Annotated in this window: 21 protein-coding genes; 11 read left to right on the top strand and 10 right to left on the bottom strand. The window is 57.9% G+C overall.

The features are described 5' to 3' along the window. Positions 1-60 precede the first annotated feature (60 nt). Entirely contained in the window at positions 61-573 is a 513-nt protein-coding gene (locus ACFOOP_RS13460; RefSeq protein ID WP_379881634.1) for a GNAT family N-acetyltransferase, read from the top strand. 267 nt (positions 574-840) lie between these two features. Here ACFOOP_RS13460 and rpsI read toward each other — a convergent pair whose 3' ends face one another. The 3 genes from rpsI to ACFOOP_RS13445 form a co-directional block, all read right to left on the bottom strand. Further along, a complete protein-coding gene (gene rpsI, locus ACFOOP_RS13455) occupies positions 841-1,332 on the bottom strand; it encodes a 30S ribosomal protein S9 (protein ID WP_379881633.1) in 492 nt (163 codons plus the stop codon). Between the two features lie 2 nt (positions 1,333-1,334). Further along, positions 1,335-1,808, bottom strand: a complete 474-nt coding sequence (gene rplM / locus ACFOOP_RS13450) for a 50S ribosomal protein L13 (RefSeq protein ID WP_379881632.1) — start codon at positions 1,806-1,808, stop codon at positions 1,335-1,337. 273 nt (positions 1,809-2,081) lie between these two features. Next, entirely contained in the window at positions 2,082-2,732 is a 651-nt protein-coding gene (locus ACFOOP_RS13445; protein ID WP_379881631.1) for a VPLPA-CTERM sorting domain-containing protein, read from the bottom strand. A 275-nt stretch (positions 2,733-3,007) separates the two neighbouring features. Between ACFOOP_RS13445 and ACFOOP_RS13440 the strand changes: the two genes are divergently transcribed. After that, a complete protein-coding gene (locus tag ACFOOP_RS13440; RefSeq protein WP_379881630.1) occupies positions 3,008-3,583 on the top strand; it encodes a hypothetical protein in 576 nt (191 codons plus the stop codon). A gap of 13 nt (positions 3,584-3,596) precedes the next feature. Next, positions 3,597-4,715 (top strand): hypothetical protein, encoded by a 1,119-nt coding sequence (locus tag ACFOOP_RS13435; RefSeq protein WP_379881629.1) that lies wholly within the window; start codon positions 3,597-3,599, stop codon positions 4,713-4,715. Positions 4,716-4,738: 23 nt separating this feature from the next. Here the strand turns inward: ACFOOP_RS13435 and ACFOOP_RS13430 are convergent, their stop codons facing one another. Continuing rightward, a complete protein-coding gene (locus ACFOOP_RS13430; protein ID WP_379881628.1) occupies positions 4,739-5,977 on the bottom strand; it encodes a serine hydrolase domain-containing protein in 1,239 nt (412 codons plus the stop codon). A 117-nt stretch (positions 5,978-6,094) separates the two neighbouring features. Then, positions 6,095-7,141: a COX15/CtaA family protein gene (locus ACFOOP_RS13425; RefSeq protein ID WP_379881627.1), complete on the bottom strand. Its 1,047-nt coding sequence runs from the start codon at positions 7,139-7,141 to the stop codon at positions 6,095-6,097. 70 nt (positions 7,142-7,211) lie between these two features. Between ACFOOP_RS13425 and ACFOOP_RS13420 the strand changes: the two genes are divergently transcribed. Together ACFOOP_RS13420 and ACFOOP_RS13415 are read left to right on the top strand one after the other, a co-directional pair. Beyond that, on the top strand, positions 7,212-7,433 hold the full coding sequence (locus ACFOOP_RS13420) for a DUF2842 domain-containing protein (protein ID WP_379881626.1): 222 nt from the start codon (positions 7,212-7,214) through the stop codon (positions 7,431-7,433). Between the two features lie 76 nt (positions 7,434-7,509). Then, a complete protein-coding gene (locus tag ACFOOP_RS13415; protein WP_379881625.1) occupies positions 7,510-8,049 on the top strand; it encodes a J domain-containing protein in 540 nt (179 codons plus the stop codon). 25 nt (positions 8,050-8,074) lie between these two features. Here ACFOOP_RS13415 and ACFOOP_RS13410 read toward each other — a convergent pair whose 3' ends face one another. The 3 genes from ACFOOP_RS13410 to ACFOOP_RS13400 form a co-directional block, all read right to left on the bottom strand. Continuing rightward, the gene (locus tag ACFOOP_RS13410; protein WP_379881624.1) at positions 8,075-8,449 is read right to left on the bottom strand and encodes a hypothetical protein; all 375 of its coding nucleotides are present in this window, start codon (positions 8,447-8,449) and stop codon (positions 8,075-8,077) included. 145 nt (positions 8,450-8,594) lie between these two features. Continuing rightward, positions 8,595-9,191: a rhomboid family intramembrane serine protease gene (locus tag ACFOOP_RS13405; protein ID WP_379881623.1), complete on the bottom strand. Its 597-nt coding sequence runs from the start codon at positions 9,189-9,191 to the stop codon at positions 8,595-8,597. 23 nt (positions 9,192-9,214) lie between these two features. Next, positions 9,215-9,490 carry a BolA family protein gene (locus ACFOOP_RS13400; RefSeq protein WP_379881622.1) on the bottom strand — a complete coding sequence of 92 codons (276 nt, stop codon included), beginning with the start codon at positions 9,488-9,490 and terminating at the stop codon, positions 9,215-9,217. Positions 9,491-9,562: 72 nt separating this feature from the next. Here ACFOOP_RS13400 and ACFOOP_RS13395 point away from each other — a divergent pair, with 72 nt between their 5' ends. The 3 genes from ACFOOP_RS13395 to ACFOOP_RS13385 all read left to right on the top strand — a co-directional run bounded on the left by ACFOOP_RS13395 (position 9,563) and on the right by ACFOOP_RS13385 (position 14,255). Then, on the top strand, positions 9,563-10,210 hold the full coding sequence (locus ACFOOP_RS13395) for a J domain-containing protein (protein ID WP_379881621.1): 648 nt from the start codon (positions 9,563-9,565) through the stop codon (positions 10,208-10,210). A gap of 118 nt (positions 10,211-10,328) precedes the next feature. Then, a complete protein-coding gene (gene cobS, locus ACFOOP_RS13390; protein ID WP_379881620.1) occupies positions 10,329-11,318 on the top strand; it encodes a cobaltochelatase subunit CobS in 990 nt (329 codons plus the stop codon). A gap of 627 nt (positions 11,319-11,945) precedes the next feature. Then, positions 11,946-14,255 carry a S8 family peptidase gene (locus tag ACFOOP_RS13385; protein ID WP_379881619.1) on the top strand — a complete coding sequence of 770 codons (2,310 nt, stop codon included), beginning with the start codon at positions 11,946-11,948 and terminating at the stop codon, positions 14,253-14,255. A gap of 78 nt (positions 14,256-14,333) precedes the next feature. Here ACFOOP_RS13385 and ACFOOP_RS13380 read toward each other — a convergent pair whose 3' ends face one another. After that, on the bottom strand, positions 14,334-15,977 hold the full coding sequence (locus tag ACFOOP_RS13380) for a DUF885 family protein (protein ID WP_379881618.1): 1,644 nt from the start codon (positions 15,975-15,977) through the stop codon (positions 14,334-14,336). A gap of 254 nt (positions 15,978-16,231) precedes the next feature. Between ACFOOP_RS13380 and ACFOOP_RS13375 the strand changes: the two genes are divergently transcribed. The 3 genes from ACFOOP_RS13375 to ACFOOP_RS13365 all read left to right on the top strand — a co-directional run bounded on the left by ACFOOP_RS13375 (position 16,232) and on the right by ACFOOP_RS13365 (position 19,288). Then, entirely contained in the window at positions 16,232-16,861 is a 630-nt protein-coding gene (locus ACFOOP_RS13375; RefSeq protein WP_379881617.1) for an outer membrane beta-barrel protein, read from the top strand. A gap of 159 nt (positions 16,862-17,020) precedes the next feature. Then, entirely contained in the window at positions 17,021-18,454 is a 1,434-nt protein-coding gene (locus ACFOOP_RS13370; RefSeq protein WP_379881616.1) for an amidohydrolase, read from the top strand. 444 nt (positions 18,455-18,898) lie between these two features. Continuing rightward, positions 18,899-19,288: a hypothetical protein gene (locus ACFOOP_RS13365; protein ID WP_379881615.1), complete on the top strand. Its 390-nt coding sequence runs from the start codon at positions 18,899-18,901 to the stop codon at positions 19,286-19,288. Here the strand turns inward: ACFOOP_RS13365 and prfB are convergent. After that, positions 19,285-20,395, bottom strand: a protein-coding gene (prfB, locus tag ACFOOP_RS13360; protein ID WP_379881614.1) for a peptide chain release factor 2 whose coding sequence is annotated in 2 segments (ribosomal slippage) — positions 19,285-20,325 and positions 20,327-20,395 — 1,110 coding nt in all. Because the reading frame shifts where the segments join, the coding sequence is not laid out codon by codon here. The genes ACFOOP_RS13365 and prfB overlap by 4 nt on opposite strands. Position 20,396 lies beyond the last annotated feature (1 nt).

Below are 20,396 nucleotides of genomic sequence, written 5' to 3'. Positions count from 1 at the left end.
GCGCCGCGCAACCCTGGTCATCAACCGACTTCATTGTTCACCGCCTGCGCGCAGGGTAGCATGAAGACCATGAGCTTCGACCTTCAACCGGTTCTGAACGGCGAGCGGCTTTTGTTGCGTCCGCTCTCGCCTGATGATGTTGACGGCTTGTACGCAGCGGCGGCCGATCCATTAATCTGGGCCCAACACCCAGCCAGCAACCGTCATGAGCTTCCTGTCTTTCGCCAATTCTTCGATGCCGCAATGGCTTCGCGCGGGGCGCTCGCCGTGATTGATAAAGCCAGCGGCGCCATCATCGGCAGCTCCCGTTTTCATGGCTATGATCCCGAACGACGCGAAGTGGAAATCGGCTGGACCTTTCTGGCGCGGCGCTATTGGGGCGGCGACTTCAACCGCGAGATGAAAGCGCTGATGCTGGCTCACGCCTTTCAGCATGTGCGCCGTGTGGTCTTTCTGATCGGCCCGGACAATATTCGCTCGCAACGCGCCGTGCAAAAAATCGGCGGCGTGAAAATTGGCGAGCGTATGAATGGCGATGGTTTGAAAAGCGATGTCTATGCGGTGAGCGCCTGACCACCGCCTGCTGACGATCCCCAGATACCACCCCAAACACAAACGCCGCCCCGGTTGATGGGGGCGGCGCTTGCGAGAAACTGTTTCGTGGGAGGACTTAAAAGTCGCCCAGTGAGGCCAAAAACGCAAATTACAGCCTCGTAAAGTCGGCCGTATAACATTACGATTTGGACAGCCGAAGCCTCAAAAAGCCCGCAATTACTGGCGTTCAGCGTAGTTGTCCCCAAGCGCTTCTCAGCGCTTGGGAAATCAGACCCAAATACGCGATTAGCGTTTCGAGAACTGGAACGACCGGCGGGCTTTCTTGCGGCCGTATTTCTTGCGCTCAACGGTGCGCGAATCACGGGTCAGGAAGCCGCCTTTTTTCAGGACCGTGCGAAGGCCCGGCTCATAATAAGTCAGCGCCTTGGCGATGCCGTGGCGGACCGCGCCGGCCTGACCGGATGGGCCGGACCCGGAAACGGTGCAGATGACGTCAAACTGGTCATTGCGTTCAGCGGCGACGAGCGGCTGCTTGATGATCATTCGCAGAACCGCGCGGCCGAAATATTCGGTCTGGTCTTTGCCATTGACCGAGATCTTGCCGGAACCGGGTTTGATCCAAACTCGCGCGACGGCGGTCTTGCGCTTGCCGGTGGCGTAGGCGCGGCCAAGAGAGTCGATTTTCGGCTCAGGCAGCGCTGTTTCTTCCGGGGCGGCGGCGATCACGCCGGCTTCTGCGGCGACGTCTTTCAGGTCTTCGAGGGAAGTCGTGCTCATGATTAAGCGTCTCTCTGGTTCTTGGTGTTCATCGCGGCGACGTCGAGCTTGGCGGGGCTTTGAGCCTCATGCGGGTGCTCTGCGCCAGCATAGATGCGAAGATTGGTCATCTGCTTGCGGGCAAGCGGCGAATCTTTGGGCATCATGCGTTCGACGGCTTTCATCAGTACGCGCTCAGGATGCGCGCCGCCCATGAGTTTCTCCATGGTGCGTTCCTTGATGCCGCCCGGATAACCGGTGTGCCAGTAGAACTTCTTGTCGGTCATCTTCTTGCCGGTGAAGACCACCTTCTTGGCGTTGACGACGATGACATTGTCGCCGCAATCAACATGCGGCGTGTAGGCGGGCTTGTGCTTGCCGCGTAAGCGCATGGCGATGACCGAAGCGAGACGGCCGACAACGAGGCCTTCTGCGTCAATCACGATCCAGTTCTTCTGCGCTTCCGCTTCCGCCGGCTTCATGGCGTAGGTTTTCATGGTCTTTTCCCTGCGGGCTTGGCTTATTGCCTGGGTTAAAACTTGTCGGGCGGACGGCGCGAAAGAGGCGCCCCGCCTTCGGAAGCGCGGCAGGTACCGCCCTCTTCCGTTTCGGTCAACAGTTTTCCGATAAATACATGGAAATCAGGTGATTATTTATGTGGTAATTTATTACCTCACAAATACAGGCGTCGCTTGTGATCCCTCAGGACAGCAAAAAACGGCGGGCCGCAGGCCTCGCCGTTTCTTTATAAGCGTCTGATTTTGCAGCGCTTAAGCTTGTTTTCGACGCCGACCGGCGAAACTCAACCCAGCCATGCCCATTATCAGCAAGGGCGCCGCCGCCGGAAGAGGAACATCGGACGGGACCGCCTCAAACCCATTCACATAAAACTGCGCGCCGGTCTGGCTTGTCGTATCAAATGCAAAGCGGATCAGGTCCACGCCGGCAATAACCAGCGCTACCGCTTCCGCGAAAGTGTATTGAACAAAATCCATGGGATCGTTGATCGCAATCAGCAAGGTGTTGATGTTGTTGGAATTGAGGTCGTTGTGGTCTTTGTCGGTAAAGGAAAATCCGCTGACGGCGACTGTTTGATCGAATGTCAGCGTCACCGCTTCGTCAGCGCGAATGTTATCGTCGGCTGTATTGGCGCATTCGCTGCCCGGCCCTGCCGCCAGAACTTCGCAAACGCCAAGACCCGCTGGTTTGCCCAGCGCATCCAGATCGTCGAAATAAGCATAAAAAGCGCCGGCGCTTAGCGAACTGAACGTCACGTTGAGGCCGTCAAAATTGATTACAGTTCCATCCGCGACACCGCGCTCGTTACCGGCGGCTTCGGCGACGAAATCCAGAACGGCGGCATGCGCAACGCCAAGACCAGCGGCGGCTACGGCCGCCACAGAAATCAAAGCTTTTCTCATTAGAGTTCTCCCAGAGGTGAGTCGAAAAACCACCTGTCCATGCGGGACATATTACACCGTCTCAGGCAAAAAAGTTCGGGCCGCAAAGTCCGGCCCAGTGAAATATTTTCGTCGTGTCTTTTCTGCCTCTGCCGTCCGTAAACGGAAAAGCGAGCCTTGCCTTGGGAGCTGTTCCCGGCGGCGTTTTCTTGCGGCGCGTATTGACCTATGCCGGACGGGCTGGAAACTAGCCTTCTCTAGGGGCGCATAGCGAAACACAAATAAGGAGAATGGCCATGCGCCTGCTATCGCTGCTGTTTCTGATTTTCGCCATAAACGCTCCCGCCCTGGCGCTGGAGAATGCTGAAACCACGCCGGCGCAGCATTCGGCTCCGCAATGGTTTCTAGATGATAATGATTTTCTTACCCGCGATGGCGGCCGCTGGGTCGCCTCCAACGCCGACTATCAAAGCGAGAGTGAACCTATGGAGGCCTTTGTTATGGAGTGGAAGGCCGACTACGCCAATTCCATAACGGGCCGACTCTATGGGATGATTGACGGCGAGCCGACCCAGGATTTCTGGCGCTTTCGCCAATACTGGCATCCCGGCGAAGGCAAGGCCGTGCTTGAACAGTTCGGCATTGGCGGCGCTTTCGGGATTGGATCGCTATGGCCAGCGGATGGAAGCAACAAACTTCTCCAGACTTTTTACGCGCCTGGTGGCGGCGCTGCCGAACAGGGGCATAAAGCCATGAACCCGGACGCCGACACGCATGTCACGACCAGTTACGATGTTGTCGGGGACGAGTGGACCGAGCGCCGCACCTACACCTGGAAACGAGACAAAACCTCGACCGAAGAAAAGTCCTGATTTGGAGTATTGAATGCGTCTGTCAGCCGCCTGCCTCATCCTTCTCACCTTCATCGCCGCTTGCGACCGCCAGGCGAAGGATGGGGCGCCCGCACCGTCCGGCATCACTGAACTCGACGAAGCCCCCGTCAGCGACGAGCTGCCCGGCCTTCCGGCGGCGGCGACGGGCATCGCCTTCTGGCGCCATCCTACCCTGTCGTTCAACAGCACCATGATCGTCGCAACGTCTGCGGGCGTCAGCTCATACAGTATGGAAGACGGTAATGAAGTCTCGCGCATTGACGGGTTCGATGCGGATGGCCTCGCTGTCAGTTATATCGGGAAGGGTCCACAGGCGGCGGGGTTTATCGCCTTTCTTGACGCGTCGGATAATGCGTTTCGTTTTTACGGCGTCGATAACAATAGCCGGGCGTTTCTGCCGCTTGAAGGCGGTCCGGCCATTCGCGGCGCCGTACGCAGTTTTTGTCTGGGGCGGGCGATGGACGCATCCGTCCCTTCTTTGTTTGTGATTCAAAAAGGCAAAGTGCAGGTTTTCAACCTTGCAGCGGCGGATGGCGGCATATCCGCTGAAAACGCCGCCACGCTTGATACGCCGGACAATCTTGTAAGCTGCGCTGTAGATATCGACGGCAGCCTGCTCGTGGCTGCGGAGGACGGCGACATCTATCGGCTATCGGGTGAGAACGCCTTCGCAGCGCCTATCGCCCAAGCTTCCGTAAGCTTGCCGGAAGATCTCGCCGTCATCGCCTCTGCAGATGAGAATGATCTCACCGCTGTCACCGCCGAGATCCTGCTTGTCGATCTTTCAAATGGCGCAATCCATGTCTTCGACCGCGTCAACGGAAAAGCCCATGGCGCGGTGAAGCTGACGGCCACAGACAGCATGCCGGGCGTGGACAACGCAGAAGTCTTCGCGATCACCGGCGCCAATTTCGGCGGGCTTTACCGCAATGGCGTCATCGCTTTTGGTGTCGCCAATGGCGAAGACGGGCCGGTTATCCGTATCGCGCCCGTTAGCAGTTTGAAGAACGCGCTCTCCATGCCTGTGCGCGAGCCGGTCTCCCCGCGCGGTGAAGCACAACAAGCGGCGGATGAGGGTCTGATCATCCCGATCAATATCGATCAGGAATAAGATCGCCTCACCGCAGGGTAATATTATTCGTTGTTCAAAAACGCCGCGGCCAGCGGCGCATGCACGCGGCCGAAATCACTGAACGGATCGGTGCGCGTGTTGATGGCAAGCGCGATTGTCATGCGTTTTTCAGGAATGACGATCAACCATGCCTGCGAGCCTTTTGACACACCGCCATGATTGGCGTTGGCGTAGGGCATACCTTCTGTCCACCACAGCTCATCGGCAAAGCGCCAGTTCATGGCGTAGCCCTGTTCGTTTTCACTGCCGTCATTGAGACGTTGCGGCGTCCAGAACATGTCGCGTATTTCAGCGGATATGAACTCATCATCAAGCCAGGCGGAACCCATAAGCGCCAGATCCGACGGCGTCGCCATGAACCCGCCGCCCGCAAGCTTATGGCTTAGATCGACTTTCCACCAGGGGCGCACCTTGTCGCCATTGCGGAGGTAAGATTGCGCATGGCGAGCGCCCGGCGCGTCAGGCGAAGGCGTTTCAATTCGGAGCGGATTTGTCACCCAGTCCTTCATCAATTGCTGAAACGGCGCCCCGCCCGCCTCTTGCAGCACGACGGAAAGGAGCACTGTGTCGAACGACGTATATTCAAAATCGTCACCGGGCTCGAACAACAGCGGCGACCCGTCAAAATAAGAAAGTCCCTCAGCCACATCTTCGTGATGTTCTCGCAAAGCAAGCGCACGATACATACCGGCGTAATCGCGATTGCCCTCATAACTCGGGATGCCGGCGGTGTGCGACGCTAGCTGGCGCGGGGTAATGTTTTTCCATGCATCATTCGGGAGGGTCGGCAGATAAGTCGAAATACGCGCATCGACATCCACAAGACCAGCCTCCACCAGCCGCGCGAAAAGCGTTCCCGTCACCGCCTTGGAGGTGGAGCCGATCCGGAAGAGTGTTTCCGGCGTCGCAACTTGTTCGGAGTCGATGTCCGCCCATCCGCTCGCCGCTGACCAGACAAGCTCGCCGTCAACAGCAATGGCGGCGGAGAGCGCAGGCGCATGGATCGCTGCACGATGCTCAGCCATGATGGCTTGCGCGGTTTTCGCTGCATCGCTGTAACGCGGATCGACAACACCTTGCGTATAAGGCGCCTCATCGGGAACCGTGATCCAGCCGAAAGGCCCGGTCATGCCCGGATGGTCTTCGGCGAAGAACAGATATACCGGCGCAGCGAAATAGCTGACGGCAACAAGAACCGCGGCCAACAAAACGGCGATCCTGGTTTTATTGTTGAATGTCATTTTATCGCAGCCCCAACGCGTCATCGTCGAATGCACTAAATCCTATGATGCGGGCTGGGTCTCAAGACAATAAGGAAAAGCTGTTCTCAATATCACGATTGCAGGCGATGATGGCGTTCAAGCCCTGTGCGCTTTAACGCCGTGAGCGGCGTAAAGCGTCGTCGCCAAAACCATTAGCGCGCCTGCCTGATGCAAAAGCCCGAGCGCGATCGGGGTTGCCGCGAGGACCGTCCATATCCCGAGAACGATCTGCAGTCCCACAGCCGCCAGAACGAGACGCGCCCGCGGTTCATATCCCGCCTTGCGCGCGGCGAGGTAAAACCAGACCGCGCCGGCGGCGAGCAGATAGGCGCCGATGCGGTGATTGAACTGCACGGCGGCCATGGTCTCAAAGAGATCGTGAAAGGCGGGGCGTGCGCGGAAGTAGCCATCGGGAAAAAACTTTCCGTCCATCAATGGCCATGTATTGAAAGTGCGCCCCGCCCTCAGCCCCGCCACAAACGCGCCGAGCACCATCTGCGCGAAGACGCCGCCCGCAAGCGCAAAGGCGCCGAGGCGAAGCTTATCCGGCGCGGCGATTTTTTTCTGGGGCCATAGCCCAAGCGCAAGCCAGAACATTGCGGCAAACAACAAGACCGCGAGCGACAGATGCGCAGCAAGCCGGTACTGACTCACATCGACGCGCTCCGACAGTCCGGACGACACCATCCACCAGCCAAGCGCGCCCTGCATGCCCCCAAGAACAAACAAACCGGCGAGCTTGTATGACAACCGCCGCGTCACCTGCTTCGTGACTGCGAAAAAGATCAGGGGCAGGAGAAACGCAAAACCAATGACGCGCCCGAGCAGCCGGTGGCCCCATTCCCACCAGTAGATCTGTTTGAACTCGGCGAGGCTCATCCCGAAATTCACTTCCGCATATTCCGGAATGGTTTTGTATTTCTCGAATTCGGAGAGCCAGTCCGCCTCGCTCATAGGCGGGATCGCGCCGGTGACCGGCCGCCATTCGACGATGGAAAGCCCTGAATCCGTCAGCCGCGTGGCGCCGCCGACAATCACCATGGCGGCCACAAGCCCGCACATGAAAAACAGCCAGAGCGCGATGCGCCGGCCAGATTGCACAGACGGGTTTTGCGATGAAGGGCTGGAAATGCTAGAGGCCATGACGGTCCCTTTAGGACATTTGCCTGTTTTTCGCCCGCGACCCCGCGTCGCGGCCCGACCGAAAGCGCCCATGAGCCCTCGTATCAAGAAACTGATCGGATTTCTCTTCTTCCTGCCGGCGCTGATGCTGTATTTTTTCGCGGCGGCGGCGCTAGGCGAGCTTGTGCCGAATATCCAGCTTTTGAAGGCGGCCTATTATCTGGTCGCCGGGATCGCCTGGGCCTTTCCGGCCCGACTCCTGATGGTCTGGATGGAGCGCGACCCGTCTCGGGCCCGTGGGTTAGACGGTTAATTTCCTTAAAGGTTAAACTGGCAAGGCCGTTGCAAGTCCCGTTTCGAACCGCCGCGAGGCGAAACGGAACCTTGAGATGACCGTTTTCGACACAAAGCAGAAGAGTTATCGGCATCGCAATGAGGCGAATGTCCTGTTGACTCTGGCAACCAGCGACAAGCCGGTTGAGGCCACGGTTTTTCTAAGCCTTGGCGAGCGCGCCTCCGACCTGCTCAATGACAGCCGCGCATTCATTCCTGTTCGTCTTGGCGGCGGCGAAACCATGATCATCGCCAAGAGCCAGATTGCAACTATCATTGAGGGCAAGACGGCCAAGGATGAGAGCGGCAAATCAAAAATCTACGGCGAAGATTTTTCAACAACTCAAAAACCGGATGCGCCGCAGAAAAGCTTCGACGCCTACGCCATGCTGCGCATCGCGCCGACCGCCAGCAATGAAGAAGTTCGCGCCGCCTATAAGGCGCGCATGAAGGCCGTTCATCCGGACACCTTCGCATCGCTTGGCCTTGATGAAGAAATTTCCAAGGCCGCCGTGCTCGCGACGCAAAAGGTCAACTACGCCTATCAGAAAATCATGCGCGAACGCGGTTCAGCGCAAACAGATCGCACCGTTTAAGCGCCGATCAGAGCCAAAACGCTTCTTAGCCCGGAATACAATTATACTGGTTCCAGTCAGGTTGCTGGGAGCAATAAGGCTGCGGCTCCACCCGATCATTGGAAATGATAAAAGCGAGCGCCACAAGCGCCACCGCAGCGCTGCCCGCGATCAACCATGGCATAGGCGGCATGGGGAGTTCGATGGCGGCGTCATCTTCGTCATCAGTTTCCTTTTTGACGACGATATCGCTCACACCCTCTTCGTCATCTTCTTCATCGACGACGACGACAACGCGGGAAAAGTCTGCCGCGGGCTTGGCGAAATCCGGAGTCGCCATATCGGGCGCGGCATACCGCGCCTTCGCCTTCAGCCCTTCATTATCGGCCGGAACACCCTCGGGAAGTTCAAAGCGACTCATTTACGCCCCCACACCTCAGGGAGCGACTATAACACGCCTGCAATTCAGGGAAAGTTCAGGGGCCGCGGCTTTATTGATCGGCGCCGGCCCGACGTCTAAGCCATTGTTTTCAGTAAAAAACAGGACGCCGTCCTGCGGGTCTCGATTAAGAGAAAATCTGCCCGACGATTTCCGGTCGCATGGCGATGGTCAAAATGACCCCGGCGATCGCCCCGGCGAGATGCGCCTCATGAGCGACGCGCCCGCCAAACCGGCCGATCATATTCGCCGAGACGAGGATATAAACGACGCCATAGACTATCGCCGGAATGGGAATTGGCACGAACATGAAATAAATCGGATAGAGCGGCGCGAACAGACAGAAGGACAACACCACGCCTGATACGCCATCCGAAGCGCCGAGCGATGTATAAGCAAGATTGTGACGGTTCACATAAAACGAGACGATACCGCTCGCGAGCACGGCGCCAAAAAAGATGATGAGAAATCCATCCGTACCCAGAAGCCTTTCCACTGGCGGTCCGAAGAAAAACAGGGTCATCATATTGAACAGGAGATGAAAATAATCTCCGTGCAAGAAGGATGATGTGAAAATCCGATAATGCTGTTTGGCGTTCACAAGCGCGCCCACATTGAACGCGAATGAGCCCACGAACCCACGATCAAAAGAAATACCGTAGATGCTCGCGATCAGGTTTGCGATGATCAGGGCGTAGGTTGCAGGCGCGCCGGGGACTTCCATGATTATTGCTTTTCCCTTCGGCCTTAGGCCGCATCTTCTTCGGGCGTCAGCGTCTTCATGGCGAGCGCATGGATTTGCTCTCGAAGCTCCTCGCGCAAGACATCGTTCACCATACGCTGGCGGGCGACGCGGTTCAGCCCTTCAAAGGCGCTCGCCACAATCAGCAGCCGGAAATGCGACTCGCCGCCTTCACGCGCGCCCGCATGGCCGGCATGAAGATGAGACTCATCCTTCACCTCAAGCCGTTCCGGCTTGAGCGCGTCGGTTAGTTTTTGGTGGATTGAATCAGAAACACGCATGTCCCCAGAGATGACATAAGAGCCATAAACGTCAAGATTGTGTCAAGCCGCGACCGCCCCCATATTGCTGCGATGGCACGAGAAAATTACAAACCCCGCCTCGGTTTCGACATCAGAGTGAAACCGCCGGGCAAACAGAAAAAAACCGCCTCGGCGGCGCAATCGGGCGAAGACCCGTCAAAGCACGACTGCGTCGCGCCTGGATGCGACTCAAAGGCCGCCTGCAGCCTACCGAAATCGCCGCGCGAGCCGCGTGAGCGGGTCTGGCTGTGTATGGGCCACGCCCGTGACCACAACCGCAGCTGGAATTATTTCGACGGCCTCTCCGATGACGAGGCCAAGACGGTGCGTGAAGCGAGCCAGTATGGGGACCGCCCCACCTGGTCCATGGGCAAGAATGACCGGGCCCGCGCCGCCGCCAACGCCCGCGGCCCCGCCGATATGGCGGACGCTTTTGGCGTTTTTGGCAAGGAGGCCAAGCTTCAGACAGACACGCGCGGCCAGCATCGCGGCGGGAAGCGCCTCACCAAGCTTCAGGCCAATGCGTTTGAGACCATGGCCCTGCCCTTTGACGCGCCGTCGAGCGACATTCGCCGCCGCTATGCCGAGCTCGTCCGCCGCTTCCACCCCGATTCCAATGGCGGCGACCGCAGCGCTGAGGAACAGCTCGCCGAGGTGGTCAAGGCCCACACCATTATGAAAAAAGGCGGCTTCCTTTAGGGGCCTTCTTTTCGCGGCCTCACGCCACACCCTTTTGAGGCGCCTCAAGGCCTTGTCTTGAGGGCCCTTTCAGGCGAGTTTGCTGCTGCAATATCAGTTTGAAGAGAATAATCGATCCATGGCCGTGATTAATGACGACACGTTTCTCGACGCCCCCGATAAAACTGTTTCCGCCAAGGAAACATTCGGTGTGGCGATGGACATCGACATCCCTGCCTTTTCGAAGCCGAATTCCTATGTGCCGCCGCTAGATCCCGCTTACCGATTCGACCCGGAGACGACGATGGCGATCCTGGCGGGCTTCGCCAAGAACCGCCGGGTCATGGTTCAGGGCTATCACGGCACGGGGAAATCGACCCACATTGAACAGGTGGCGGCGCGACTCAACTGGCCGTGCGTCCGGATCAATCTCGACAGCCATGTCTCGCGGATCGACCTGATCGGCAAGGATGCGATTGTCGTTGAAAACGGCGTTCAGGTGACGGCCTTCAAGGAAGGCATCCTGCCCTGGGCGTTTCAGCGCCCGGTCGCACTGGTGTTCGACGAATATGACGCAGGCCGCCCCGATGTGATGTTTGTGATCCAGCGGGTTCTCGAAGCCGAAGGCCGCCTCACTCTCCTCGACCAGAATAAGGTCCTGACGCCGAACCCATGGTTCCGTCTGTTCTCGACAACCAACACGATCGGTCTTGGCGATACGACGGGCCTCTATCATGGCACCCAGCAGATCAACCAGGGACAGATGGACCGCTGGTCGATCGTCACAACACTCAATTACCTCGAACATGACGAAGAAATGGAAATCGTCATTTCCAAGGTGCCGCTTTATGACTCGAAAGAAGGCCGCCAGGCCATCGACGCCATGGTGCGGGTCGCGGATATGACCCGCAATGCGTTCATCGCCGGCGATATCTCGACCGTGATGAGCCCGCGCACAGTCATTACATGGGCTCAGAACGCCGAGATTTTCCAAAACATCGGCTATTCGTTCCGCGTCACCTTCCTAAACAAGTGCGATGAGCTCGAACGGCCGACGGTCGCCGAGTTCTACCAGCGCGCTTTCGGGGAAGACCTGCCCGAGGCAGCGCCGCAGGTAAGCGTCGCCTGATCCCGGGCCATCAGAAAGGTTTCTGAATGAAACCTCTGATGGCCTAAATCATTGTAGCTGCACAATATTGCGAAAAGCCGGATCAATTTTTTGATCCGGCGCTTCCATAATTATGTGCAACGCAACAAACGAAACTCGCTATATGTTAATGCGGCTCTCCCGCTCCCTTCGTATAAATTAAACGCTGCTTTCCCGGCCGCCACGAACATCAACTGACCGCGCCTAAAATTGAGAACGTCGCCTGGGCGACGGTAAAATGAAACGCAGTCTCCGTCAGCCGTCATGACGTCAGACGAAGCAACGGCGGCGAACCGTAACGAGTAATGTTATATCGCAAGCGCGCCGCAACATGAAAATACTTCGTATAATGATTATTTTCACCTGAGGCGTTGTCGCTAAAAATTGATGCAGTTTTAGCGCAATAAATCTAAGCAAATGCATCAATCGAATAATTTCATTTTGTGATCGAATGACCGCTTGCGCCGCATTTCGCGCTCATGATACTCACATGCTCTGGGGGAGATCGTTCGTATATTTGGACGCCTTCCACATAAGCAAATGCTCTCACGCCTCTACCATTTCGTAGAGACGCAAGAACGGTTTTTGTCACACCGGAAAGGAATGACTATGCTTAGAAAACTTTTTCTTGGCGTTGGCATGGCCGCAGCAATAAGCGCTGCCCCATCGCTGGCGACCGCTAAAGACGGCGAAAACAATTCCAGTATGCGAAAAGTCGGTAATGCGCTGACCGTCGTCTACAACAAAAACCAGACCGCACTTGCAGCGCGGCGTAGCGCTGCAATAGCGCCAGCCTCGAAGCAGCGTCCAGACTGGTCAGGTGAAGGTGAAACGCTCGGCCTGCAAAGCATCCAGAGCGCCAGAGGCCCGCAGGATCTCGTCCTCGCGAATGTCAGCGCTGACGGCTTTGTCGTTCTCGACGCCATCGCCTCCGGATCGACCGACGACCTCTCAGCGACGATGGAAGCCATGGGCGCGCGCAACGTCACAAGCCTTGGCAAAACCGTATCCGCACAGTTTCCTGTGGACCGTCTCGGCGATCTGGCGGCCAGCAATTACCTCGCCTTTGCGCGGCCAGCCATGGCCACAACCAATGTGGGTCTCGTCACTTCCCAAGGCGACCGCTCCATGCGCACCGACTTCGTGCGTGAAGAACTGGGATATGACGGCTCCGGCCTGACCATCGGCGTGCTCTCCGACAGCTTCGCCTGCGATCCGGGCCCGCTCAACGCAGCCGGCGTTTACACAACGCCTGCAGAAGACGAGGCGAACGGCGACATACCGCAAGGCGTCGGTATTCTTGCAGATTATAGTGCGAGTAATTGCATCGACGAAGGGCGCGGCATGGCGCAACTCATCCATGACGTGGCGCCGGAGGCGAAAATCCTGTTCCACACCGCCTTCAACGGCGAGGCGGATTTCGCCCAGGGCATCGTCGACCTCGCACTTGCCGGCGCCGATGTGATCGTCGATGACGTGATCTATTTCACGGAACCGATGTTCCAGGACGGCATTATCGCGCAGGCGGCTGACGAGGTCGCGCGTCTCGGCGTTCCTTACTATTCTTCAAACGGCAACCGCGCCCGCGACGCCTACCAGTCGGAATATCGCCCGGTCGCCTTTGACAACTCGACGTTCCATGATTTCGATCCCGGCGCAGGGGAAGACCCGTTGATGACGGTGCAGCTTAACGGCGCACTTCAGACTAACCTTTCCTTCCAGTGGGACAGCCCCAACTTCTCCGTATCTGGAGCGCCGGGCGCACAAAACGATGTCGATGTCATCATGTATGACATGCAGGGCAATCGCGTCTTTGATTGTTTCGAACCGGGCGGCCAAAGCCAGCCCAATGGTCTGTGCCAGTTCATCTTCACCGATGGCGGCGTGCCCATTGACGGCGGCAATGGCGGCGACGCCGTGGAATTTGTCTCCCTCGTCGACTTTATCGGCGGACAGCAAGTGCAGATCGGATTCGAAACACAGTCCGGCGAAGCCCCTGGCTTCGTGAAATTCGTGATCGCCGGCGGCGGCATTACTACGTCGGAATACCCGATCAATGCGCCATCAGGCTATGGCCACAACAATGCGGCCGGCTCAGAAGGCGTCGGCGCGGCGGCGTTCTATTTCACCGAAGAGTTTATCGGCGATGCCTCGACGCTGCAGTTGCGGGCCCAGGCCGGCGAACCGGAATGTGTCCCCGCCTGCCTTAATGACTTTTCATCGGCAGGAGGCACACCGATCTTCTTCGATACAGACGGCAACAGACTGAAACGTCCAGACATTCGCCTGAAGCCGGGCGTCACCGCGCCAGACGGAACTAACACGTCATTTTTCACAAATGACACAAGCCGTGACGACGATGATGGCGACGGCGTGTTCCAGACAGGTGAACCGGGCGAATTCCCGAACTTCTTCGGCACGTCGGCGGCTGCGCCTCATGCGGCGGCTGTTGCGGCGCTGATGCTCGACTCGGAAAACTCGCAAATTGTCCGGGTCGCGCATAACGGCATGGTGAGCTACAGAATGTGCATGCCGCGCAATATCAATCCGCGAGGACGCGGTCTGTTCCGTAAACGCCATCCGCAAACAGAGCGGATTCGCGGCCGTGACCTTCGCGTGTCGCCGGACGAAGTGCTCGGCCTCGTAGAAGACGGCGCCCTGCTTGGTCCATGCGACCGGACCGAACCTGAAGGCGTCTATTGGGTCATGCGCTCCACGGCACAGGATATGAGTGTCCGGGCGAGCAACGGCACAGGCGCAACGTTACAAGTTTTCGACGAAGTCGGGCCGAAAGGGTTCGATTTCGACTCCGGCTTCGGCATGGTCGACGCCAAAGCCGCGATCAAGAAATTTGATCGCGGTCGCGGCGCCGGCGGCCATCATGGCTGGGGCAACGGTTGGGGCAGCAGTCACCGCTAGACCGCAAGCCATCGCATTCAATAAGAAAAGCCCGCCGGTTATCCGGCGGGCTTTTTTGTCAGGCTTGTGCGGCGTAACTCATTCCGTCATCGGCTCGGTGTTCCAGAAATCTGAAACCTCATCGTCAAGGCCGGTCATCTCCCAGCGGATCAGGGAAACAGGCAGCCTGCCCGCGGCAAGGAAATCATCATGGAAATCCAGCATGACAAAATCCTCTCCCTTCTGCGCTGACACATCTGCGAGCAGCTTGCGCATCTGCAACATGCCGATCGTATAACCGACGCCATAGCCAGGCGGGCGGCGCAGATAGATTTCCGCATCGACGCGGGCGACATTTTCGTCGAGCCATGGCGTTTTTTCGCGCATGAAATCGACGGCCTGCTGAACCGTCCACTCATTTCGCTGCATCCTGACATCGGCCGGCACGCGCGCCGCGCGAAAGACGCCAAACAAATAGATAAGTTCATCGACCCGAGGACGGTCCCCCAACACCCCGGCCTGCATCATCGCCTCTTCGAGATAAACGCCCCACCCCTCTGTCCTGACGCCGTCCGTAAGACGCCCGCGAATGGGGTGATCATTGTTGTCTTCCACGAGCCCGTCGAAACGATGCCCCGGAATGACCGCATGAAGATGGTCGGGATGTGGATCGCGAAACTGCACCGCCTCCCAGAAATTCAGCCCTCCGGGTCTTTCAATAAACGGCGCGTTATAACCGAGCTTTCCTACATAGTCCGGAATGGTTATGATTTCCTCACGCGTGAGGAAATCGCGGATGTTTTTATCCGTGGCTTCTATGCGGCGTTCATACTCTTCTTTGCTTTGCGCGGGCTCAAGCTCAGCCAAATTCCGGTTGCGGTGGCGGGCCAGCGTATAAAAAGAAAAGACGCGCTCCCATTCCCGGTCCGCCATGAGGATCAGTTCATCGCCTGTGTAAGGCAATAATTTTGCATGTTTCAGATACCAGTCATACTGCGCGGCGCCAACGCCTGCCGGCGCAGTGAAACTCTCAAGACTCGCGTTCAGCCAGTCATTAAACTCAATGATGCTGTTTTTTGCGGCGGCGACGCTGGGCGCCAATTCAGGCTGGGACTCCAATGCGCGCGCATGAAGATCTTCATACCAGCCGATGACGCCGGCCGGCGGAACAGCCCGGTATGGGTGGCCGTGCCCTACCCCATCCGGTTTTGTCAGATTGTGAATAGCGAGCGTTGCATAATCGGCCGCGACATCATCCAGGTTTTCACGGGCCGCCGCTATGATAGCGGGAACCGCCGCCAGCTGGCGTTCCAGTCGCACCTTGTCATCGCCTTCCAGCGGCAACTCGGTGAAAGTGAAGCGCATGATTTGATCCACGTAAAATCCCGGGTCGCGCGCCCATGGCCGTGAAACGCGAAGCCGGAACAACTCGCCGTCCATCTGCGCGCGCACAGCAAGGAATTCGGACTGACGCGGGCGCTTCCACGCCTTGACATTGAGGCCATCAAGTCTTGATCTCAGCTCTTCAATTGTGTTGAGGCGCGCTGCGCTCGCCGCAGAACCGTAATCAATCAGGCCGTGATTAGGCGCATCCGGCTCATTGAAATTTGCGTTCCACGCAGCAGGCGTTCTGGACGCGAGAAACGCGTCATAGATCGAGACAAGATCTTCATATCCGCCTTTGCCTGACGGCGGACCTGCGGACCATGCCGACGCATCAAAACAGCAAAAGATCGCTGCCATTGCGAGAAAGCTATGCATTAACTTTTTGTTGATGTTCAACCGGAAACGCCTGTCCCTCTTTTGCGCTTGGCTCATAAATCACTCCCTTTTCCGCAAAGCTTGCCGCGCTTTCAGGGAAACATCAACGGCGCGCATGACCGTCGCGGTCGCATGGTCACAATTCCCATGAACCTTTCGAAAGATTGGAACCGCCGGGCGTCATGGCTGTTGGCCGGGCAACACACGTCTTCAGTAACAGTTGGAAGGAAGATCACATGATGTTGAAAACAAGAACCGCACTGCTTTGCGCCGCCGCAACGCTCGCCGCTGGCGCTGCCCACGCACAAGGCGCGGCGGAAACAACCGGCCCTTACATTTCTGCAGGCTACAATTATCTCGACTTCGACGAAGAACTTGGCGGCGACGCCACCGTGCACGGTCTGACGGCGCGCGGCGGCTGGCAGTTCTCGCGGTTCTTCGCAGTGGAAAGCGACATCACCTTTGGGATCGACAATGGCGGTTTCGACTTTGACGGCGATGAAGACGACCTTGATTTCGACGATAATAATGACGGCTTTTTCGATGACGTCATTTCCGGCCCCGGCGATCTCGGTCTTGACTATATGGTCGGCGGCTATGGCCGCTTCATCCTGCCGGTCAGCGACCGCTTCGATATCTCGGCGCGCGCAGGCTACGCCTTTGCGGAAATTGACTCGACGGTGCAGACCCTGGGCGGCAATGAACTCGTCTTCGGCGGATCCGATGATGGCCCGGCCTTTGGCGCTTCGGCGGCCTATGACTTCACCGAAAATCTCTCGCTGCGAGCCGATTATACTCACTATGAGTTCGGCGACGCTAATGCTGAGAGCTTTGGCGTCAATCTGGAACTGAAATTCGGCGGCTAAATCTCTCTCCCCCGAGCCGCTGGCGGCGGCGCATTGGCTCATGCGCCGCCGCACCCTCTTCATACTCCCCCTTCAATCCTTTCGCTTTGGCCCTAGGCGCACGGGGCGCAAACGTGCATGCTGGCGTCCTTGCTTCAAACCTTGGAGGGCCATTCCCGCATGCATCGTTCATTTCTCTACGCCGCCTTGTCGTTCCTGCCGCTAACCGCCTTGTCCACGAGCGCTCTCGCCGATGACGCGGCTGTTCTTTCCGGCATAGACGCACGTTATGACGAGACCGCCTCCGTCGCCCGCCAGCTCTGGGAATGGGCGGAAGTCGGCTATCAGGAAGAACGCTCCAGCAAACTCCTGCAGGACAAGCTGTCCGCCTCCGGGTTTTCGATCCGCAAGGGCGTCGCCGGCATTCCAACCGCCTTCATTGCCGAATATGGCAAAGGCGGCCCAGTGATCGCCATCCTCGCCGAGTTCGACGCCCTCCCCGGCATCAACCAGGGCGATGTGGCGACACGCGCGCCGATTGACGGCAAGGCGGCGGGGCACGCCTGCGGCCATAATCTATTCGGCGCCGGATCGATGACAGCCGCGATCGCCGTAAAAAACTGGCTTGAAGAAACCGGCACGCCGGGACGCGTCCGCCTTTACGGCACGCCCGCCGAAGAAGGCGGCAGCGGCAAGGTCTATATGGTCCGCGCCGGTCTTTTCAACGATGTGGACATCGCGTTGCACTGGCATGCCGATGATGAAAACTCCGCCGCCGCGCGCACCAGCCTTGCAAACCGTTCGGCGAAATTCCGTTTCCATGGCGTATCGGCCCACGCCGCCGGCGCCCCGGAACGGGCGCGGTCCGCGCTTGATGGCGTCGAATCCTTCAACCTGATGGTCAATATGATGCGCGAGCATGTCCCCCAGGAGACGCGCATCCATTACGTCATCACCGAAGGCGGCAATGCGCCGAATGTCGTGCCGGATTTCGCCGAGGTGTTTTACTATGTGCGCCACCCGGATGCGAAAGGCGTTGAAGATATCTGGGCGCGTGTGGAAGATGCGGCGCGCGGCGCTGCATTGGGCACCGGCACTGAGGTCGACTGGGAGATTATCCACGGCAACAATCCGCTGCTCGTCAATGAGACGCTGGCGAAAATGATGGATGAAAAACTGCGCGAGGTGGGCGGCGTGCAATATACGGCGGCGGAAAAGAAATTCGTAGAGCAAATTCGCAAGACCTTCGACAATCCCCGCTCCACAATCGAAAGTGCTGGCGAAGTCCAGCCCTATGACCGCTCGCTTGGTTACGGTTCGACGGATGTCGGAGATGTTTCCTACGCCACGCCGACGGTCGGCGTTCGCACCGCCACCTGGGCGCCGGGCACGTCCGCCCATTCCTGGCAAGCCGTTTCTGCAAGCGGCATGTCGATCGGTTTCAAAGGCGCGCAGGTCGCCGCCAAGGCGCTAACGCTCGCCGCGATCGAACTCTATGAAAGCCCGGAACTTCGGGAGACCGCCCGCGCCGAATTTGAAGCCGCGCGCGGCGAAAACTACAAATATTACTCTCTGCTCGGCGACCGCGATCCGCCGCTCGATTACCGCAAATAAGCAGGTTGCATCAAAACAAAAAGCACGTCCGCTGATCTTGGCGGACGCGCTTTTCTCATTCTTCCCTAGCCAGCATCACAGACTTGGCAATCGCTGAGTGTGTTCTGTTGCGTGGTCCGGGATTCATGATCTTTCAGGCTAATGCTTTAAAGGTCTCCCTTTGATGTGCTTGCCGAAAATGTTTCTCGAAGAGATCGTCGGTGTAAGGATGAAGTCGCCCCGACAGCTATAATGGAATATCAGGAACGCCGTCCGGTCAATGACAATCGGCGTTAACCATTTTCACGTTTTAATACTTTGTTAAGACTTTCCGCGCCTGCGAAAGGCGCTCCCCCACAAAATCAAGCACTTGGCGACCCCGCCGACTGCACTGCAATGCAATTTTCGCAGAAACCACCTGTTAAGCGCAGACGCGGCAAACTTTCCGCGGAGATGCGGGGACAAATGATGCGCGAACAAATGAAACAAACGCTCGAACAACTCGAGGCGTTTAAACAGTCAAAAGCGGCACAGAAATTTCACGGCGCCGATCACGCCTTTGGCCGCATCGTCGGCGGTTTGAAAGCCATCGTCTGGGGCTTTGCCGGCGCCACCGCCTGGCTCCTCAGCGATTTCGCCGTAAACAACTCTGACGGTTGGCTGACCTTCGCTGCAACTGTCATCGCAGCCGCGGCCATTCTCTATTGCGTCTGGCGCGCCTATCGCGGGCTTTTCCATGCGCCACGCATCAGCGAAGTCCTTGTGGATGAAGTTATGGACCGCGTTAAGCCGGTGGAGAAAGGCCTCGGCGCCGCAGCCGAGTTTCATAAACGCTTTCGCGGCAAGTCGGCCTAAGACGCCTCGCCGCCGACACGCTGCGCCAGCGCGGCGCTCATAAACCCATCGATGTCGCCGCCAAGCACGGCGTCAGGGTCCGTGTGTTCAACGGCCGTGCGCGTGTCTTTCACAAGCTGGTAAGGCTGCAACACGTAAGACCGGATCTGGTGACCCCAGCCGATGTCGGTTTTTGACGCCGCTTGCGCAGAGGCTGCTTCTTCGCGTTTTTGCAGCTCAAGTTCATAAAGCCGCGCGCGCAACATGTTCCACGCCGTCGCGCGGTTTTTATGTTGTGAGCGTTCATTCTGACACTGAACGACAATGCCCGTCGGATTGTGCGTGATCCGGACCGCAGAGTCCGTTGTATTCACATGCTGACCGCCGGCGCCGGATGCGCGGAAGGTATCGACGCGGCAATCGCTTTCATTGACTTCTATATCAATCTGGTCATCGACGACCGGGTAAACCCAGACAGAGGCAAATGACGTGTGCCGCCGCGCATTGGAGTCATAGGGCGAAATCCGCACCAGGCGATGCACGCCAGACTCCGTCTTCAGCCAGCCATAAGCGTTATGGCCTTTGACCTGAATGGTGGCGGATTTGATCCCGGCTTCCTCGCCCGGCTGCTCCTCAATCACTTCGACCTTATAGCCGGCCTGCTGCGCCCAGCGCGTATACATCCGCAACAGCATCGACGCCCAGTCGTTTGATTCCGTACCGCCGGCGCCGGGATGAATTTCGACAAAACAGTCATTGGCGTCAGCTTCACCCGACAGCAGCGCCTCAATCTCGGCCTTCTGCGCACGGACATGAAGGTCGGTGATCATGGTTTGAGCCTCATCAAGGCTCGCCACATCACCCTCCTCTTCGGCCATTTCCGCAAGCCCGAGAAGATCGTCCAGTTCGGTCTGGATCGCCCCCACCGCATTCATCTGGTTTTCAAGTGCGGTGCGCTTTTGCATCAAGCCTTGCGCTTCTTCCGGATTGTCCCAGAGATGCGGGTCTTCGGCCTTGGCGTTCAGCTCGGCTAATTCTTTTTCGGATTTATCCCAGTCAAAGACGCCTCCTCAGCAGTTCGAGCGACTGCTTGATTTCATCCGTCAGGGTTGTGATCTCGGCGCGCATC

The organism is Hyphococcus aureus (genome assembly GCF_042643165.1).
In the GTDB taxonomy this organism is placed as follows: domain Bacteria; phylum Pseudomonadota; class Alphaproteobacteria; order Caulobacterales; family Parvularculaceae; genus Hyphococcus; species Hyphococcus aureus.
The sequence above is the reverse complement of the archived record's forward strand: the minus strand, read 5'-3'. Positions and strand labels throughout refer to the sequence as shown.

Bases quoted from the DNA above. Each gene is read 5' to 3' on its own strand.
- ACFOOP_RS13460 (WP_379881634.1), top strand. From the start codon at position 61: ATGAAGACCATGAGCTTCGACCTTCAACCGGTTCTGAACGGCGAGCGG.
- rpsI (WP_379881633.1), bottom strand. From the start codon at position 1,332: ATGAGCACGACTTCCCTCGAAGACCTGAAAGACGTCGCCGCAGAAGCC.
- rplM (WP_379881632.1), bottom strand. From the start codon at position 1,808: ATGAAAACCTACGCCATGAAGCCGGCGGAAGCGGAAGCGCAGAAGAAC.
- ACFOOP_RS13445 (WP_379881631.1), bottom strand. From the start codon at position 2,732: ATGAGAAAAGCTTTGATTTCTGTGGCGGCCGTAGCCGCCGCTGGTCTT.
- ACFOOP_RS13440 (WP_379881630.1), top strand. From the start codon at position 3,008: ATGCGCCTGCTATCGCTGCTGTTTCTGATTTTCGCCATAAACGCTCCC.
- ACFOOP_RS13435 (WP_379881629.1), top strand. From the start codon at position 3,597: ATGCGTCTGTCAGCCGCCTGCCTCATCCTTCTCACCTTCATCGCCGCT.
- ACFOOP_RS13430 (WP_379881628.1), bottom strand. From the start codon at position 5,977: ATGACATTCAACAATAAAACCAGGATCGCCGTTTTGTTGGCCGCGGTT.
- ACFOOP_RS13425 (WP_379881627.1), bottom strand. From the start codon at position 7,141: ATGGCCTCTAGCATTTCCAGCCCTTCATCGCAAAACCCGTCTGTGCAA.
- ACFOOP_RS13420 (WP_379881626.1), top strand. From the start codon at position 7,212: ATGAGCCCTCGTATCAAGAAACTGATCGGATTTCTCTTCTTCCTGCCG.
- ACFOOP_RS13415 (WP_379881625.1), top strand. From the start codon at position 7,510: ATGACCGTTTTCGACACAAAGCAGAAGAGTTATCGGCATCGCAATGAG.
- ACFOOP_RS13410 (WP_379881624.1), bottom strand. From the start codon at position 8,449: ATGAGTCGCTTTGAACTTCCCGAGGGTGTTCCGGCCGATAATGAAGGG.
- ACFOOP_RS13405 (WP_379881623.1), bottom strand. From the start codon at position 9,191: ATGGAAGTCCCCGGCGCGCCTGCAACCTACGCCCTGATCATCGCAAAC.
- ACFOOP_RS13400 (WP_379881622.1), bottom strand. From the start codon at position 9,490: ATGCGTGTTTCTGATTCAATCCACCAAAAACTAACCGACGCGCTCAAG.
- ACFOOP_RS13395 (WP_379881621.1), top strand. From the start codon at position 9,563: ATGGCACGAGAAAATTACAAACCCCGCCTCGGTTTCGACATCAGAGTG.
- cobS (WP_379881620.1), top strand. From the start codon at position 10,329: ATGGCCGTGATTAATGACGACACGTTTCTCGACGCCCCCGATAAAACT.
- ACFOOP_RS13385 (WP_379881619.1), top strand. From the start codon at position 11,946: ATGCTTAGAAAACTTTTTCTTGGCGTTGGCATGGCCGCAGCAATAAGC.
- ACFOOP_RS13380 (WP_379881618.1), bottom strand. From the start codon at position 15,977: ATGGCAGCGATCTTTTGCTGTTTTGATGCGTCGGCATGGTCCGCAGGT.
- ACFOOP_RS13375 (WP_379881617.1), top strand. From the start codon at position 16,232: ATGATGTTGAAAACAAGAACCGCACTGCTTTGCGCCGCCGCAACGCTC.
- ACFOOP_RS13370 (WP_379881616.1), top strand. From the start codon at position 17,021: ATGCATCGTTCATTTCTCTACGCCGCCTTGTCGTTCCTGCCGCTAACC.
- ACFOOP_RS13365 (WP_379881615.1), top strand. From the start codon at position 18,899: ATGATGCGCGAACAAATGAAACAAACGCTCGAACAACTCGAGGCGTTT.